This window comes from Burkholderia sp. AU18528 (assembly GCF_002223215.2).
Lineage (GTDB): Bacteria > Pseudomonadota > Gammaproteobacteria > Burkholderiales > Burkholderiaceae > Burkholderia > Burkholderia semiarida.
In genome coordinates this window covers 552,463-570,007 of record NZ_NKFC02000005.1, presented here as the reverse complement: position 1 = coordinate 570,007, position 17,545 = coordinate 552,463, and the positions used below count along the sequence as shown (strand labels likewise).

Below are 17,545 nucleotides of genomic sequence, written 5' to 3'. Positions count from 1 at the left end.
TGCCGCACGTTCGGGGCACAGGGCCGACGCACGGCCCCGTGCCGCATGAAACCAAGATGACGAAGCCGCCGAAAATCCCTGAATCCGTTCTCGTCGTGATCTACACGCCCGACCTCGACGTGCTCGTGATCAAGCGTGCCGACCAGCCCGATTTCTGGCAATCGGTCACCGGCTCGAAGGACGCGCTCGACGAGCCGCTCGCGCTCACCGCCGCGCGCGAAGTAGCCGAGGAAACCGGCATCGCGGTCGGCACGCCCGACGTGCCGGCCAGCGCGCTCGTCGACTGGCATCACCGGATCGAATACACGATCTATCCGCAATACCTGCACCGCTATGCGCCGGGCGTCACGCGCAACGTCGAGCACTGGTTCGGGCTGTGCGTGCCGCATCGCGTCGACGTGACGCTGTCGCCGCGCGAGCACGTCGACCACGCGTGGCTGCCGTTCCGCGAGGCGGCCGCGCGCTGTTTCTCGCCGTCGAACGCCGAGGCGATCCTGCAATTGCCCGTACGCGTGGCGCTCGCGCGGGCGCCGCACGGCTCGTCCGCATGAATGCGGAAACCCGCAAGCGCTTCGCGCAATTGCGGCAGATGTTCCTGCAGGAGCGCGGCTCCGCGTCGCGGCTCGCGTTTACGGCCGGCAACACCGTGCGGCTGTGCGAAACCGGCGGCGAATTCTTCCAGGCACTGATCGATCGGATCGATGCCGCCCGCGAGCAGGTGATGCTCGAAACCTACATCTTCTGCGACGACGCGGCCGGCCGGCCGGTGTCGGACGCGCTGATCCGCGCGGTGCAGCGCGGCGTGCGCGTGCGCGTGATCACCGACGGTATCGGCACCGCCCGCCTGCCGCTGTTCGACACGTGGGCCGAGGCCGGTGTCGAGCACTGCATCTACAACCGCTACCTGTTCGGCCGCTTCGGCTTCTCGCGCACGCACCGCAAGCTCGCGGTGGTCGATCACGCGGTCGCGTTCTGCGGCGGCATCAACATCGTCGACGACTACACGCAGGGCAGCGCGACGCTGCCGTTCCCGCGCTGGGATTTCGCGGTCGAGATGGCCGGGCCCGCGGTGTCCGACGTGCGCGCCGCGTTCGAGCTGCAGTGGCACCGGATCCAGTTCGGCCACAAGCCGTACGCGCAGTACGCGGCCGGGCTGCACGGCGGCGAAGCGTTCCCGGACATGTTCCGGCGCTGGATGCGCAGCCACCGGTGGATCAAGGCCGGCGCGCTGCGGGTCGTGACGGAGCCGAGCGTGGCGTTCGTCGCGCGCGACAACGTCGTGAATCGCCGCGCGATCGAGAAGGCGTATCTCGCGGCGATCGGCCAGGCGCGCCAGCGGATCCTGCTCGCGAATCCGTACTTCATGCCGGGCCGTAAGCTGCGCCGCGCGCTGACGGGCGCGGCCCGCCGCGGCGTCGACGTGCAGGTGCTGATCGGCCGCAAGGAGTTCACGGCGCTCGATACGGCCGTGCCGTTCCTGTATCACTCGCTGTTGCGCGCGGGCGTGCGCGTCGCCGAATACGACAAGACGATCCTGCACGGCAAGGTCGCCGTGATCGACGACAACTGGGCGACGGTCGGCTCGTCGAATCTGGACGCGCTGAGCCTGATGCTGAACAATGAAGCGAACGTCGTGCTGGTGCGCTACGATGCAGTCACGAACCAGTTGCGCGACGCGATCGCCACCGCGTTCGCCGAAGGGCGCGAGATCGACGCCGCGCACTACGCCGCGCGCCCGCGCATCGAGCGGCTGCTGAACTGGCTGGCGTACAACACGTACCGCCTCCTGATGAAGGCGCTGACGGTCGGCGGTTACGACTGACGCAGACTAAGCATTCACTTCAAAAATCCGTCCGCACGTTCGTGCGGAAAAGCCGCTCCGGTCCCGCCGGAATCGCGCAAAATAGCGGCTCGGTTAGACACCGGTTTCTAATAATTTCCTTGTTTCGCGAGCGGCCGCACTCAATAATAGTACGGCCGTTCGATTTTATTCGAACCCCCGAACGGTTACAGAAATAGCTATGCGAAAAGGCGAACAGACGCGTGCCGCGATACTCGAAGCTGCTTTGGACCTCGCCAGCCGTGACGGGCTGGAGGGGCTGACGATCGGCCTGCTGGCCGAGCGCATGCAGATGAGCAAGAGCGGCGTGTTCGCGCACTTCGGATCGCGCGAGGACCTGCAGGTCGAGGTCGTGCGCGAGTACCACCATCGTTTCGAGAACGAGGTGTTCTTTCCGAGCCTGCGCGAGGCGCGCGGTCTGCCGCGTCTTCGGGCGATGCTGGCGCGCTGGATGGAGAAGCGCATCCAGGAGGTGACGACCGGGTGCATCTACATCAGCGGCGCGGTGGAGTACGACGACCGGCCGGACAGCCCCGTGCGCGAACAGTTGATCGCGAGCGTGACCGCCTGGCGTGCCGCGTTGCTGCGCGCCATTTCGCAGGCGATGGAAGAAGGGCATCTGCGCGCGGACACGGATCCGGAATTGATGCTCTTCGAGTTGTACAGCTTCACGCTCGGCCTGCATCACGACGCACGCTTCCTGCATTCGCCGGACGCCGTGCGCCTCACGTGGGCCGCGCTGGAAAAGACGATTGTTTCGTATCAGAGCGAGAGCCGTTAGCGGCGCGTGACCCGCCCGCCAGGAGCTCGAGCCGTTTGCCCACCTTTGGAGAGAGTCATGGGACAGTACGCCGCGCCGCTGCGCGACATGCAATTCGTGTTGCACGAGCTTCTGAACGTCGAAGCCGAAGTCAAGCAAATGCCCAAGCATGCGGACCTCGACGCCGACACGATCAACCAGGTCCTCGAGGAAGCGGGCAAGTTCTGCTCCGAGGTACTGTTCCCGCTGAACCAGGTCGGTGACCGCGAAGGCTGCACGTATGAAGGCGACGGCGTCGTGAAGACCCCGACCGGCTTCAAGGAGGCCTACCGGCAATACGTCGAAGCCGGCTGGCCGGCGCTCGGCTGCGATCCGGACTACGGCGGCCAGGGCCTGCCCGCGTTCGTGAACAACGCACTCTACGAAATGCTGAACTCGGCGAACCAGGCCTGGACGATGTATCCGGGCCTGTCGCACGGCGCGTACGAATGCCTGCACGCGCACGGCGCGCCGGAACTGCAGCAGCAATACCTGCCGAAGCTCGTGTCGGGCGAATGGACCGGCACGATGTGCCTGACCGAGCCGCACTGCGGCACCGATCTCGGCATCCTGCGCACCAAGGCCGAACCGAACGGCGACGGCTCGTACTCGATCAGCGGCACGAAGATCTTCATCTCGAGCGGCGAGCACGACATGTCGAAGAACATCGTCCACCTCGTGCTCGCGCGCCTGCCGGACGCGCCGCAAGGCACGAAGGGGATCTCGCTGTTCATCGTGCCGAAGTTCATTCCGGACGCTTCGGGCGAGCCGGGCGAGCGCAACGGCATCAAGTGCGGCTCGATCGAGCACAAGATGGGCATCCACGGCAACTCGACGTGCGTGATGAACCTCGACGGTGCGAAGGGCTGGATGGTCGGCGAGCCGAACAAGGGCTTGAACGCGATGTTCGTGATGATGAATGCCGCGCGTCTGGGTGTCGGCATGCAGGGCCTCGGCCTCACGGAAGTCGCGTACCAGAACTCGCTGACGTACGCGAAGGAACGCCTGCAGATGCGTTCGCTGACCGGCCCGAAGGCACCGGACAAGCCGGCCGACCCGATCATCGTGCACCCGGACGTGCGCCGCATGCTGCTCACGCAGAAGGCCTACGCGGAAGGCGCGCGCGCATTCACGTACTGGTCCGCGCTGCAGATCGACAAGGAGCTGTCGCACGCCGACGAAGCGGTGCGCAAGGAAGCGGCCGACCTCGTCGCGCTGCTCACGCCGATCATCAAGGCGTTCCTGACCGACAACGCGTTCGAGTGCACGAACCATGCGATGCAGATCTACGGCGGCCACGGCTTCATCTCCGAGTGGGGCATGGAGCAGTACGTGCGCGACGCGCGGATCAACATGATCTACGAAGGCACGAACTCGATCCAGTCGCTCGACCTGCTGGGCCGCAAGGTGCTCGGCGACATGGGCGCGAAGCTGAAGAAGTTCGGCAAGCTCGTGACCGAATTCGCGGAAGCCGAAGGCGTGAAGCCGGAGATGGCCGAGTTCATCAACCCGCTCGCCGACATCGGTGAAAAGGTGCAGAAGCTGACGATGGAAATCGGCATGAAGGCGATGCAGAACCCGGACGAAGTCGGCGCCGCGGCCGTGCCGTACCTGCGCACCGTCGGCCACCTGGTGTTCTCGTACTTCTGGGCGCGCATGGCGCGCATCGCCCTCGACAACGAAGCGTCGGGCGATCCGTTCTACAAGTCGAAGCTCGCCACCGCCCGCTTCTACTTCGCGCGCCTGCTGCCCGAAACGGCATCGACGATCCGCGCCGCGCGCGCCGGTTCGAAGACGCTGATGGAAGTCGACGAATCGCTGTTCTGATCCAAGTCCGGGCGGTGCGCGCCGCGCGCCGCCCGAACGCAACGGTTCTGGTACTCACTTCGCCGTGCAGCCCCCATATTCCGCGCTGCACGACACTATCCGGAGACATCCCGTGAGCAATTTCCTGATTCGCAAGGTCGCCGTGCTGGGCGCCGGCGTGATGGGCGCGCAGATCGCCGCGCACCTCGTCAACGCGCGCGTGCCGGTGCTGCTGTTCGACCTGCCGGCCAAGGAAGGCCCGAAAAACGCGATCGCGCTGAAGGCGATCGAGAACCTGAAGAAGCTGTCGCCCGCGCCGTTCGGCGTGAAGGACGACGCGAAGTATCTCGAAGCGGCGAACTACGAGGACGACATCGCGAAGCTCGCCGAATGCGACGTCGTGATCGAGGCGATCGCCGAGCGGATGGACTGGAAGCACGACCTGTACAAGAAGGTCGCACCGCACATCGCCTCGCACGCGATCTTCGCGACCAACACGTCGGGCCTGTCGATCACGAAGCTGTCCGAAGGCTTCTCGGACGAGCTGAAGGCGCGCTTCTGCGGCGTGCATTTCTTCAACCCGCCGCGCTACATGCACCTCGTCGAGCTGATCCCGACCGCGCATACGCGGCCGGAAATCCTCGACCAGCTCGAAACGTTCCTGACGAGCGTCGTCGGCAAGGGCGTCGTGCGCGCGAAGGACACGCCGAACTTCATCGCGAACCGCGTCGGCATCTTCTCGATCCTCGCGGTGATCACCGAGGCCGCGAAGTTCGGCCTGCGCTTCGACGAAGTCGACGACCTGACGGGCAGCCGCCTCGGCCGCGCGAAGTCGGCGACGTTCCGCACCGCGGACGTGGTCGGCCTCGACACGATGGCGCACGTGATCAAGACGATGCAGGACAAGCTCGCCGACGATCCGTTCTTCCCGGTCTACCAGACGCCCGCCGTGCTCGCCGAGCTGGTGAAGCAGGGCGCGCTCGGCCAGAAGACGGGCGGCGGGTTCTACAAGAAGGAAGGCAAGGCGATCAAGGTGCTCGACGCGAAGACGGGCACCTACGTCGACTCGGGCGCGAAGGCGGACGAAACGGTCGGCCGCATCCTGAAGCGTCCGCCGGCGGAACGCCTGAAGCTGCTGCGCGAGACGAACCATCCGCACGCGCAGTTCCTGTGGTCGATCTTCCGCGACGTGTTCCACTACATCGGCGTGCATCTCGAATCGATCGCCGACAACGCGCGCGACGTCGACCTCGCGATCCGCTGGGGCTTCGGCTGGAACGAAGGCCCGTTCGAAGGCTGGCAGGCCGCCGGCTGGAAGCAGGTCGCCGAATGGGTGCAGGAAGACATCGCGGCCGGCAAGGCGCTCGCGAACGTGCCGCTGCCGTCGTGGGTACTCGAAGGCCCGGTCGCCGAGAAGGGCGGCGTGCACACGGCAGAAGGCTCGTGGGCGCCGGCCGCCAAGCGTTTCGTGCCGCGTTCGGACCTGGCCGTGTACGACAAGCAGGTGTTCCGTGCGCCGCTCGTCGGCGAAGCCGGCGCAGACCCGAAGACGTACGGCAAGACGCTGTTCGAAACCGACGCGGTGCGCGCGTGGGTCGACGACCGTGCCGGCGAGGACGACGTCGTGATCGTGTCGTTCAAGTCGAAGATGAACACGATCGGACCGAGCGTGATCGACGGCCTCGTGCAGGCGATCGAACTCGCGGAGAAGGACTACAAGGGCGTGGTGATCTGGCAGCCGACGTCGCTGAAGCTCGGCACGCCGGGCGGCCCGTTCTCGGCCGGCGCGAACCTCGAGGAGGCGATGCCCGCGTTCATGATGGGCGGCGCGAAGGGCATCGAGCCGTTCGTGAAGAAGTTCCAGGAAGGCATGCTGCGCGTGAAGTACGCGAACGTGCCGGTCGTCGCGGCCGTGTCGGGCATCGCGCTCGGCGGCGGGTGCGAACTGATGCTGCACAGCGCGAAGCGCGTCGTGCACGTCGAGAGCTACATCGGCCTCGTCGAAGTGGGCGTCGGCCTCGTGCCGGCCGGCGGCGGCCTGAAGGAAGCGGCGCTGCGCGCAGCGGAAGCCGCGACGGCCGCGAACGCGACCACCGACATCCTGAAGTTCGTCACGAAGTCGTTCGAGAACGCGGCGATGGCGAAGGTGTCGTCGTCCGCGCACGACGCGCGTGCGATGGGCTACGTGAAGCCGTCCGACACGATCGTCTTCAACGTGTTCGAACTGCTCGACACCGCGAAGAAGGAAGCGCGTGCGCTGGCCGCCACCGGCTACCGCGCGCCGCTGCGCGCGAAGGACGTGCCGGTCGCGGGCCGCTCGGCGATCGCGACGATCAAGGCATCGCTCGTCAACATGCGTGACGGCCGCTTCATCAGCGACCACGACTACCTGATCGCGAGCCGCATCGCCGAAGCCGTGTGCGGCGGCGACGTCGAAGCCGGCAGCCTCGTCGACGAAGAATGGCTGCTCGCGCTCGAGCGTCGCGCGTTCGTCGAGCTGCTGGGCACGCAGAAGACGCAGGAACGGATCATGGGCATGTTGCAGACCGGCAAGCCGGTGCGTAACTGAGCGAGCAGACAAGGAGTCTGAAATGAGCAAACAACTGCAAGACGCATACATCGTCGCCGCCAGCCGCACCCCGATTGGCAAGGCCCCGCGCGGTGTCTTCAAGAACACGCGCCCCGACGAACTCCTGGTTCACGCGATCAAGTCGGCGGTCGCTCAGGTGCCCGGCCTCGACACGAAGGTGATCGAGGACGCGATCATCGGCTGCGCGATTCCGGAAGCAGAGCAGGGCCTGAACGTCGCGCGCATGGGCGCGCTGCTGGCGGGCCTGCCGCAGACGGTCGGCGGCGTGACGGTCAACCGCTTCTGCGCGTCGGGCATCACCGCGCTGGCGATGGCGGCCGACCGCATCCGCGTCGGCGAATCGGACGCGATCTTCGCGGGCGGCTGCGAATCGATGAGCATGGTGCCGATGATGGGCAACAAGCCGTCGATGTCGCCGCACATCTTCGATCGCAGCGAAGACTTCGGCATCGCGTACGGGATGGGCCTGACGGCCGAGCGCGTCGCCGAGCAGTGGAAGGTGAGCCGCGAGGACCAGGACGCGTTCTCGGTCGAGTCGCACCGCAAGGCGCTCGCCGCGCAGCAGGCCGGCGAGTTCGGCGACGAAATCGCCGCGTACACGATCACCGAGCGTTTCCCGAACCTCGCGACCGGCGAAGTCGACGTGAAGACGCGCGAGATCAAGCTCGACGAAGGTCCGCGCGCGGATACGTCGCTCGAAGGCCTCGCGAAGCTGCGCACGGTGTTCGCGAACAAGGGCTCGGTCACGGCCGGCAACAGCTCGCAGACGTCGGACGGCGCGGGCGCGCTGCTCGTCGTGTCGGAGAAGGTGCTCAAGGCATTCAACCTGACGCCGCTCGCGCGCTTCGTGAGCTTCGCGGTGCGCGGCGTGCCGCCGGAAATCATGGGTATCGGTCCGAAGGAAGCGATTCCGGCCGCGCTGAAGGCCGCCGGCCTGAAACAGGACGATCTCGACTGGATCGAACTGAACGAAGCGTTCGCCGCGCAATCGCTGGCGGTGATGCGCGACCTCGGCCTCGATCCGTCGAAGGTCAACCCGATGGGCGGCGCGATCGCACTGGGCCACCCGCTCGGCGCGACCGGCGCGATCCGCGCGGCGACCGTCGTGCACGGCCTGCGCCGCCGCAACCTGAAGTACGGGATGGTCACGATGTGCGTCGGCACCGGCATGGGCGCCGCGGGCATCATCGAGCGCCTGTAAGCGAGGCGCGGATAAAAGCGACGACGGTGCGCGGGCCACGAGCTCGCGCACCGTTTTTTCATTCCGGTAGAGACAGTCAAAGGAGACGGTTGTGGCCGACATTCAAGTGGAACGCGCCGACGGCGTGATGACGATCACGATCGCACGCCCGGCGAAGAAGAATGCGCTGACGGCGGCGATGTACCAGACGATGGCCGACGCGCTCGCCGACGCGCAGGAAGACAAGGCGACGCGCGTGATCCTGCTGCGCGGCAGCGACGGCAATTTCAGCGCGGGCAATGATCTCGAGGATTTCCTGAAATCGCCGCCGAAGGACGACACCGCCTCGGTGTTCCAGTTCCTGGCGCGGATCAGCAGCGCGAGCAAGCCGATCGTGGCAGCGGTGCCGGGCATTGCGGTCGGCGTCGGCGTGACGATGCTGCTGCACTGCGATCTGGTCTACGCGGCCGACACCGCGACGTTCTCGCTGCCTTTCGTGCAGCTCGGGCTGTGCCCGGAAGCCGCGTCGAGCGCGCTGCTGCCGCGCCTGGCCGGCCATCAGGTCGCCGCCGAGAAGCTGCTGCTGGGCGAGGCGTTCGACGCGCTGGAAGCGCACCGGATCGGCATCGTCAACCGCGTGCTGCCGGCGGCGGAGCTCGACGCATTCGCGGCGAAGCAGGCGGCGAAGCTGGCGGCGCTGCCGGCGGCATCGCTGCGTGTGACGAAGGCGCTGCTCAAGGAGACGGGCGGCGTGGCGACGCCCGCGCGGATGGCCGAGGAAGCGCGTCACTTCTCGGCGATGCTGCGCGCGCCGGAAGCGCGCGAGGCGATGACGGCGTTCTTCGAAAAGCGCAAGCCGGATTTCCGTCAGTTCGACTGACGGCGCAGGCCGCGCCGGCGGGGGATCGCCGGTGCGCGGCCGCGATCGCGATCAGGCCGTGCCGTAGTCGACGTGGCCCGTTTCGCGGCAGAAGCTGACGAGCCGCAAGCCGGCCGCCTTCGCGATCTCGATCGCGAGCGACGACGGCGCGGAGATGGTCGCGACCAGCGGGATGCCGACCCGCGCGGCCTTGCGTACCAGCTCGTAGCTCGCGCGGCTCGACAGGAACACGAAGCCGTCGGTGGTATCGGCGCGCGACAGCACGAGCGAGCCGATCAGCTTGTCGAGCGCATTGTGGCGGCCGACATCCTCGAATGCCGCACGGATCGCGCCTGTTGCGTCGCACCACGCGGCCGCGTGCAGGCCGCCGGTCAGTTTCGTGAGCGCCTGATGCGCCGGCAGCGCATGCGCGGCGCGCGCCAGCGCATCGGGCGCGAGGCGCGCGAGAAAGCCGGTATCGGGCACGCGTTCGGGCGCCAGATCGAGCAGGTCGATGCTTTCGATGCCGCACACGCCGCAGCCCGTGCGCCCGGCGAGCGCGCGGCGCCGGTCCTTCAGCGCGGCGAACGCCTGCTGGACGACTTCCAGGTGGACTTCCGCGTGCGGCAACGGCGCATCGGCATGCAGGATTACCTCGATGTCCTTGATGTCGCTGCCGCGCGCGACGATCCCCTCCGAGATCGCGAAGCCGACCGCGAACGCTTCGAGGTCGCATGGGGTACACATCATCACCGCGTGCGAGATGCCGTTGAAGACGAGTGCGACCGGCCATTCCTGGCCGACGAAGTCGTGCGCGGTTTCGACCGCGCCGCCGCGCGTGCGGCTCACGGGCAGCTCGATCGCGCCGCGCGCTTCATCGCGCAACGCGTCGCGCGGATCGTCTGATTGGGTCGGATTCACGAGCACTCCCGTTGATTCGACGCACGGCCGGCGACGATCGTGCCGCCGCCCGCGCGCAGAGGTTCTAAAATACCCCAGGCAAGCCGGCCGCGCCGGCATCCGCCACGTCAGGTAACGACCATGGGACTCAGCGACGCTCCGTTGCTCTTCAACTTCGAACACGATTCGTCGGAAAACTTCACGTACATCCCGATGATCGTGCGTTTCAATCTCGACCGCTTCGGGCTGCGGATTTCGCTCGAACAGTGGCAACTGCTGCCGCTCGAGGATCGCAAGCTGCTCGCGCGCTTCCCGGCCGACGACGACACCGCGATCGAGCCCAACTTCGATCATGCGCTGTTCGAAATGCTGCGCACGCACGCCGATCTGGAGCCGTCATGGTTTCAGCCGGACGAGCAGCCGGCCTGGCGCGACGTCGACACGGTGCCGGAGTCGCTCGTGCAGCAGAGCGCGCTGGCCGGGCTGCCGGCGCCCGCGCTCGCGCAGTGGCAGCGGCTCGCGCCGTTCCAGCGCTACGTGCTGGTGAAGCTGTCGCGCAAGCCGAAGCTGAATCACGATTTCCTGCCCGCGATGCGGGAGTTCGGGCTGACGGCCACGCATTGACGGCCGCCTGCCGCGCCGCTGCGCGTGCCCGCGTCAGAGCGGCGGCAGTTGCCGCGGCTTGCGGTCCGGGCCGGTCGCGACGTAGGTGAGCGTCGCTTCGGTGACCTTCACGACTTCGCCCATCAGGCGCATGCGCTGCGCGTACACCTCGACGTCGACCGTGATCGACGTGTTGCCGGTGCGCATGATCGTGGCGTAGAAGCTCAGCAGATCGCCGACGAATACCGGCTGCTTGAACACGAACGAGTTGACCGCGACCGTCGCGACGCGGCCGTTCGCGCGCTGGCTCGCGGGAATCGAGCCGGCGATGTCGACCTGCGACATGATCCAGCCGCCGAACACGTCGCCGTGAACGTTCGCGTCGTGCGGTTGCGGGACGACGCGCAGCGCGGGCTGCTTCTGCGGGAGTTCGAGGGTCGAATCGGTCATGGCGGGGGCTTTCATCCTGTAATAAATGGGCCGCCGCGCGCAGGCCGGCCGGCAAGGCCGCCGGCAGCGGCGCGAAGCGGCTTCTGCGACAATACAACGTTCGCAAATTGTACGAGAAAGCGCGCGAGCCGGCCGTCGATACGCGCGTCCGGCATCGCCGCAGGACCTTTTCCCCATGCGCCGATTTCCCGCTTCCGGCGAGCCCGCGCCGGCTTCGACCGGGCCTCGCAACGACTGGCAGACGATCCGGTCGCTGCTGCCGTACCTGACCACCTACAAATGGCGGGTCGCGCTCGCGCTCGGCTGCCTGATCGGCGCGAAGGTCGCGAACCTCGGCGTGCCGGTCGTGATGAAGCGTATCGTCGATCACCTGTCCGCCGTGCAGCAGCTCACCGCGCTCGGCCGTGCCGAGCAGTCGGCCGGGATCGTGCTCGCGGGCGGTGTCGGGCTGCTGGTCGTCGCGTATGCGCTCGTGCGGCTGTCGACGTCGCTCTTTACCGAGCTGCGCGAGATCCTGTTCTCGAAGGTCACGGAGAGCGCGGTGCGCCAGCTTGCGCTGCAGGTGTTCCGACACCTGCACGGGCTGTCGCTGCGGTTTCATCTCGAACGCCAGACGGGCGGCATGTCGCGCGACATCGAGCGCGGCACGCGCGGCATCCAGCAACTGATTTCGTACTCGCTGTACAGCATTCTGCCGACGCTCGTCGAGGTCGGGCTCGTGCTCGGCTTCTTCGTGGTCAAGTACGAGGCCTACTACGCGTACGTGACGTTCGCGGCGCTGGTCACGTACATCGTGTTCACCGTGAAGGTCACCAACTGGCGCACGCACTTCCGCCGCACGATGAACGAACTCGATTCGCGCGCGAACTCGCGGGCGATCGACTCGCTGATCAACTACGAGACGGTGAAGTACTTCGGCAACGAGGAGTGGGAGGCGCAGCGCTACGACGAGAACCTGAAGCGCTACCGGAAGGCCGCGATCCGCTCGCAGAACTCGCTGTCGGTGCTGAACTTCGGCCAGCAGGCGATCATCGGCACGGGGCTCGTGTTCATCCTGTGGCGCGCGACGCAGGGCGTGCTCGCGGGCAAGCTGACGCTCGGCGATCTCGTGCTGATCAACACGTTCATGCTGCAGCTGTACATCCCGCTGAATTTCCTGGGCGTCGTCTATCGCGAGCTGAAGCAGAGCCTCACCGACATGGATCGGATGTTCGGGCTGCTGTCGGCGCCGAAGGAAGTGGCCGACCGGCCGGATGCGCCGCCGCTCGCGGTGGCCGGCGCGCAGGTGCGCTTCGAGCACGTGAACTTCGCGTACGAGCCGTCGCGGCCGATCCTGCACGACGTGACCTTTACGATCGAGGCCGGCACGACGACCGCGGTGGTCGGCCACAGCGGTTCAGGGAAATCGACGCTGTCGCGGCTGCTGTTCCGCTTCTACGATCTCGACCGGCAGACGGGCGGCGCGATCCGGATCGACGGCCAGGACATTCGCGACGTCACGCAGGAATCGCTGCGCGCGTCGATCGGGATCGTGCCGCAGGACACCGTGCTGTTCAACGACTCGATCTACTACAACATCGCGTACGGCCGGCCGACGGCGAGCCGCGACGAGGTGGTCGCGGCCGCGCGCGCCGCGCACATCCACGATTTCATCGAGAGCTTGCCGAAGGGCTATGACACGCCGGTCGGCGAGCGCGGGCTGAAGCTGTCCGGCGGCGAGAAGCAGCGCGTCGCGATCGCGCGCACGCTGCTGAAGGATCCGCCGGTGCTGCTGTTCGACGAAGCGACGTCGGCGCTCGATTCGCGCTCGGAACGCGCGATCCAGCACGAACTCGACCAGATCGCGCGGCATCGCACGACGCTCGTGATCGCGCACCGGCTGTCGACGGTCGTGCACGCGCAGCAGATTCTCGTGATGGATCACGGGCGGATCGTCGAGCGCGGCACGCACGACGAACTCGTGCGCGCCGACGGGCTGTATGCGCAGATGTGGGCGCTGCAGCAGCAGCGCGCGGCAGCCGGCGGGGAAGAGGCCGAGGCCGCGTAACGGCTTGCGGGTGTGCTGCGTGCCGTGGCGCGCAGCGGGCGGCCGGCACGACGGTGCGCGGCCGTCCGTCGGCTCCGCTCAGCCCGCGGCGCGCAGCCGCGCGTCCAGCTCGCCGAGCTGCGCGGGCGTGCCGACGTTTTCCCAGATGCCTTCGTACAGTTCGCCGGTCGCGCGGCCGGCCTCGATCGCCGCGCGGTAGTACGGCGTCAGCGCGCGCCGCGTGCCGGGCGCGAGATCGCGGAACATCCGTGTGTCGTACAGGCCGATGTTGCCGAACGTGAAGCGCGCGGCGCCGTCGAGCGCGAGACGGCCGTCGTCGCCGAGCGCGAAGTCGCCGGCCGGGTGGAACGGCGGGTTCGGCACCATCACGAGGTGCATCGCCGGCGTGTCGAGTGCGGCCATCCGGGCGGCGCGCGGCGCGAGCGTCCGGTAGTCGAAGGCGCAGTACACGTCGCCGCTGACGGCCGCGAACACGGTCGGTTGGCCGTCGCGCTCGATGAGCGGCAGCGCCTGTGCGATGCCGCCGGCGGTTTCCAGCGCTTCGCCTTCGGCCGAATACGCGATCCGCACGCCCCAGCGCGAACCGTCGCCGAGCGCGGCCTCGATTCGTTCGCCGAGCCACGCATGGTTGATCACGATCGTGTCGATGCCCGCACGCGCGAGCGCCTCGATCTGCCACACGATCAGCGGCTTGCCGCCGGCTTCGAGCAGCGGCTTCGGGCAGGTGTCGGTCAGCGGACGCATCCGTTCGCCGCGTCCGGCGGCGAAGATCATCGCCGTGGTCAGGGTAGGGCTCATGTTCGACTGGGTGTAAGGGCGCTCAGAACGTATAGCCGACGTCGGCCGGCGCGTTGCCCTCGAGCTCGTCGAGCAGCTTCGCGAACGGCACAAGCGGGCGATAGCGCAGCGCGACCTTGCGCGCATACGCGAGGAAGCGCGGCAGGTCGTTCAGGTAGTGCGGCTTGCCGTCGCGGTAGTTGATGCGCGCGAACAGGCCGAGGATCTTGATGTGGCGCTGCAGGCCCATCCATTCGAGCTGGCGGTAGAACTCGCCGAAGTCGGGATCGACCGGCAGGCCGGCCTTTTTCGCCTTTTCCCAGTAGTACGCGAAGCAGTCGAGCTCGAATTCCTCGTCCCAGCTGATGAACGCGTCGCGCAGCAGCGACACGACGTCGTACGTCAGCGGCCCGTACACGGCGTCCTGGAAGTCGAGCACGCCCGGGTTCGGCTCGCAGACCATCAGGTTGCGCGGCATGAAGTCGCGCAGCATGAAGCCTTGCGGCTGCGCGTGCGCGCTCGCGACCAGCAGCGCGAACGTGCGGTCGAGCGTGCCGCGCATCGCGTCGGTGACGGGCTTGCCGAGGTGGCGGCCGACGAACCATTCGGGCATCAGCTCCATTTCGCGGCGCAGGAACGCTTCGTCGAACGGCGGCAGCACGTCGGGCTTCGACGTGAGCTGGAAGCGGATCAGCGCGTCGAGCGCCGCGCGCATCAGCGGTTTTGCGGCGGCCGGGTCGGCCGGATCGAGCACCGAGATGTACGACGTGCGGCCGAGATCCGTCACGAGCATGAAGCCCGCGTCGAAATCGTGGGCGAGCACGTCCGGCACGTGGTCGCCGGCCGCGGCGAGCAACTGCGCGACCTGGACAAATTCGCGGCACTTCTCGGGCGGCGGCGCGTCGACGGCGATCAGCGTGCCGCCGGGGCTCGCGGCGGACGCGACGCGGAAATAGCGGCGGAAACTGGCGTCCGACGACGCGGGCGCGAGGGTCGACAGATCGAGGGCGTAGCGCCCGGCGAGCGGGCGCAGCCACGCGGTGAGCGCGTCGAGGCGGGCGTCGGGCTGGGATGCGGCGGATGGGGGCGTCATGAAACTCGGCGGAGGGGGGAACGTCTTGCCATATAATACCCCACGACTTTTTTGACGCGCCCCGCGTCAGCTTCCGCCGTGCAGGCCCGCGCCTGTCGCGACGTCCGCCCGATCGCCTCCCCGGTTTGCGAAGAGCCGCAGTCGCGGCTCGACGGCGCGGTCCGCCGCGCGCGAAGGTGCCGTGCAGGCGCGGTTGACAAGGGGCGATTCGCCAAACGATAGATGCCGCCCAAACCGCTATTCCCGAATGTTTTCCCCGGTGACGGGGCGCCGCGCAAACGGCGGCTCGCGCTCGCGCTCCTGGCCGTGCCCGGCCTCGTGCCGGCCGTGTCGTACGCGCAGCTGTCGGGCGCCGCTGCGCAGCCGCAGCCGCTCGACTCGCCGTGGGATCTGCGTCTCGCACCCCAGCTCGAGGATCATCCGCTGAAGGACGGCGCGAAGCCGGCCGCGTTCGTGATCGCCGACCACACGAGCGGCACCGCCGAGCAGGATCTCGCCGCGAAGGGCGCCGCCGAGCTGCGGCGCGGCGATGCCGTCGTGAAGGCCGACGCGATCCACTACGATCAGGATACCGACATGGCCGATGCGTACGGCCAGGTCAAGGTGATCAACGGCGGCACGTCGTTCGCGGGCCCCGAGGCGCACCTGAAGGTCGAGGCGAACCAGGGCTTCATGACCGCGCCGAAGTATCACTTCAACGTGACGGGCGGGTCGGGCAGCGCGGAGCGCGTCGACATGGTCGACAACGAGCGCTCGGTGTTCGTCAACGGCACGTACACCGCATGCCAGTGCGCGACGAACCCCGCGTGGTACATCAAGGGCAGCCGCTTCGACTTCGATACGGGCGCCGACGAGGGCACCGCGCGCAACGGCGTGTTGTTCTTCCAGGGCGTGCCGATCTTCGCGAGCCCGTGGATGACGTTCCCGCTGTCGGGCGAGCGGCGCAGCGGCCTGCTGCCGCCGACGTTCTCGGTGAACTCGAGCAACGGCTTCGAGCTGTCGCTGCCGTACTACTTCAACATCGCGCCGAACCGCGACCTGACGCTCACGCCGCGCATCATCTCGCGGCGCGGCGTGATGGCCGAGGCGACGTTCCGCTATCTGTCGCCGTCGTATTCGGGCACGTTCACGGCCAATTACCTGCCGGACGACCGGCTCGCGCACCGCAACCGCTACGCGATCTACTGGCAGCACCAGCAGAACTTCGGCGGCGGCTTCGGCGGCTACGTCTATTACAACAAGGTCTCGGACAACACGTATCCGGAAGACCTCGGGTCGGCGAACCAGTTCATCAACGGGACGCAGACGCTGTACCAGCAGGAAGCCGGCCTTACGTACAACAACGGCCCGTGGTCGGTGCTCGCGCGCTACCAGCACTGGCAGACGCTGCCGCCGTCGATCGCGCCGTACAGCCGCGAGCCGCAGTTGAACGTGAAGTACACGAAGTACAACGTCGGCGGCTTCGACTTCGGCGCGGAAGCCGATTATTCGCGGTTCCGCATCACGACCGCCGACGCGACCGAAGGCGACCGCATCGTCTTCAATCCGTACATCTCGTACGGCGTGTACGGGCCCGGCTACTTCGTCGTGCCGAAGGTCCAGTACCACTTCGCGTCGTACGACCTGAACTACCTGTCGTCGACCACGCCGAACAGCCCGAAGCGCTTCACCGAGTCGATCCCGACCGTGAGCTTCGATTCGGGCCTGATCTTCGACCGTTCGGTGCGCCTGTTCGGCCAGGACTTCATCCAGACCCTCGAGCCGCGCCTGTACTACGTGTACACGCCGTATCGCGACCAGTCGAACGCGCCGCTGTTCGACACCGCGGAATCTGACTTCGGCCTCGCGGAGATCTACCAGCCGAACACGTTCGTCGGTAACGACCGGATCGCCGACGCGAACCGGATCACGGCCGGCCTCACGTCGCGCTTCATCGATCCGCGCACCGGCGACGAGCGCGCGCGCTTCGTGATCGCGCAGCAGTACTACTTCGCGGATCAGCGCGTCACGCTGACGCCCGGGCAGAGCGCCGTGCTGGCGCGCCACTCGGACCTGATCGTCGGCGCCGCGCTGAAGCTCGGCTCGGGCTTCATGTCGGAAACGGCGTTCCAGTACAACCAGAACAACAACCAGCTCGTGAAGTCGAGTATCGGTTTCGGCTACAGCCCGGGCGAGCGCCGCGTGATCAACGTCGGCTACCGCTATACGCGCACGAACACCACGCTCGACAACCAGCCGATCAACCAGTTCCTGGTGTCCGCGCAGTGGCCGCTCACGCGCCGCCTGTATGCGATCGGCCGCTTCAACTACGACTTCGCCGGAGATCGCGTGGTCGACGGTCTGGTCGGCTTACAATACGACGCGGATTGCTGGGCGCTCGGCGTCGGGGTGCAGCGGGCCGCGAACGGCATCAATTCGTCGGGACAGCAGAACTCGTCGACGCGATTCATGATGCAACTGACGCTCAAGGGCTTGTCGACGGTCGACAACGGCCTCGTGTCCGCATTCCGCGCCGGGGTGCCGGGCTACACGCCGTTGCCGCCGCCGCCGCCGCCGATGTCCCGCTTCAGCAACTACGAGTAACGCCGGCAATGTCTGCAC

Annotated in this window: 14 protein-coding genes; 10 read left to right on the top strand and 4 right to left on the bottom strand. The window is 67.3% G+C overall.

From position 1 onward, the window contains the following. Positions 1–56 precede the first annotated feature (56 nt). The 7 genes from nudB to CFB52_RS14210 all read left to right on the top strand — a co-directional run bounded on the left by nudB (position 57) and on the right by CFB52_RS14210 (position 9,095). Complete coding sequence (gene nudB, locus CFB52_RS14240; protein ID WP_059578816.1) at positions 57–551, top strand: dihydroneopterin triphosphate diphosphatase; 495 nt, start codon at positions 57–59, stop codon at positions 549–551. Continuing rightward, on the top strand, positions 548–1,822 hold the full coding sequence (clsB, locus tag CFB52_RS14235) for a cardiolipin synthase ClsB (protein WP_060314944.1): 1,275 nt from the start codon (positions 548–550) through the stop codon (positions 1,820–1,822). The genes nudB and clsB overlap by 4 nt, the downstream gene beginning before the upstream one ends. 199 nt (positions 1,823–2,021) lie before the next feature. Beyond that, positions 2,022–2,621 carry a TetR/AcrR family transcriptional regulator gene (locus CFB52_RS14230; RefSeq protein ID WP_059578757.1) on the top strand — a complete coding sequence of 200 codons (600 nt, stop codon included), beginning with the start codon at positions 2,022–2,024 and terminating at the stop codon, positions 2,619–2,621. 57 nt (positions 2,622–2,678) lie between these two features. After that, positions 2,679–4,466, top strand: coding sequence for an acyl-CoA dehydrogenase C-terminal domain-containing protein (locus CFB52_RS14225; protein WP_059578755.1), 1,788 nt, complete (start codon positions 2,679–2,681; stop codon positions 4,464–4,466). A gap of 112 nt (positions 4,467–4,578) precedes the next feature. Beyond that, the gene (locus tag CFB52_RS14220) at positions 4,579–7,014 is read left to right on the top strand and encodes a 3-hydroxyacyl-CoA dehydrogenase/enoyl-CoA hydratase family protein (protein WP_099316805.1); all 2,436 of its coding nucleotides are present in this window, start codon (positions 4,579–4,581) and stop codon (positions 7,012–7,014) included. Between the two features lie 22 nt (positions 7,015–7,036). Continuing rightward, entirely contained in the window at positions 7,037–8,236 is a 1,200-nt protein-coding gene (locus CFB52_RS14215; protein WP_060314956.1) for an acetyl-CoA C-acyltransferase, read from the top strand. Between the two features lie 91 nt (positions 8,237–8,327). Then, positions 8,328–9,095, top strand: a complete 768-nt coding sequence (locus tag CFB52_RS14210; protein WP_099316804.1) for an enoyl-CoA hydratase — start codon at positions 8,328–8,330, stop codon at positions 9,093–9,095. A 51-nt stretch (positions 9,096–9,146) separates the two neighbouring features. On the opposite strand, the gene fdhD is transcribed toward CFB52_RS14210, so the two are convergent. Continuing rightward, the gene (gene fdhD / locus CFB52_RS14205; protein ID WP_099316803.1) at positions 9,147–10,001 is read right to left on the bottom strand and encodes a formate dehydrogenase accessory sulfurtransferase FdhD; all 855 of its coding nucleotides are present in this window, start codon (positions 9,999–10,001) and stop codon (positions 9,147–9,149) included. A 114-nt stretch (positions 10,002–10,115) separates the two neighbouring features. Here fdhD and CFB52_RS14200 point away from each other — a divergent pair, with 114 nt between their 5' ends. After that, a complete protein-coding gene (locus CFB52_RS14200) occupies positions 10,116–10,598 on the top strand; it encodes a nitrate reductase associated protein (protein WP_059642940.1) in 483 nt (160 codons plus the stop codon). Positions 10,599–10,631: 33 nt separating this feature from the next. Here the strand turns inward: CFB52_RS14200 and CFB52_RS14195 are convergent, their stop codons facing one another. Further along, complete coding sequence (locus CFB52_RS14195; RefSeq protein ID WP_006485741.1) at positions 10,632–11,027, bottom strand: acyl-CoA thioesterase; 396 nt, start codon at positions 11,025–11,027, stop codon at positions 10,632–10,634. 175 nt (positions 11,028–11,202) lie between these two features. On the opposite strand from CFB52_RS14195, the gene CFB52_RS14185 reads away from it, so the two are divergent. Next, a complete protein-coding gene (locus CFB52_RS14185) occupies positions 11,203–13,074 on the top strand; it encodes an ABC transporter ATP-binding protein/permease (RefSeq protein WP_060314964.1) in 1,872 nt (623 codons plus the stop codon). A 78-nt stretch (positions 13,075–13,152) separates the two neighbouring features. Here CFB52_RS14185 and murU read toward each other — a convergent pair whose 3' ends face one another. Together murU and CFB52_RS14175 are read right to left on the bottom strand one after the other, a co-directional pair. After that, positions 13,153–13,872, bottom strand: coding sequence for an N-acetylmuramate alpha-1-phosphate uridylyltransferase MurU (murU, locus tag CFB52_RS14180; protein ID WP_099316802.1), 720 nt, complete (start codon positions 13,870–13,872; stop codon positions 13,153–13,155). Between the two features lie 22 nt (positions 13,873–13,894). Further along, a complete protein-coding gene (locus tag CFB52_RS14175; protein ID WP_059642949.1) occupies positions 13,895–14,944 on the bottom strand; it encodes an aminoglycoside phosphotransferase family protein in 1,050 nt (349 codons plus the stop codon). A 222-nt stretch (positions 14,945–15,166) separates the two neighbouring features. On the opposite strand from CFB52_RS14175, the gene CFB52_RS14170 reads away from it, so the two are divergent. Continuing rightward, the gene (locus CFB52_RS14170; protein ID WP_099316801.1) at positions 15,167–17,527 is read left to right on the top strand and encodes an LPS-assembly protein LptD; all 2,361 of its coding nucleotides are present in this window, start codon (positions 15,167–15,169) and stop codon (positions 17,525–17,527) included. Positions 17,528–17,545: the final 18 nt, after the last annotated feature.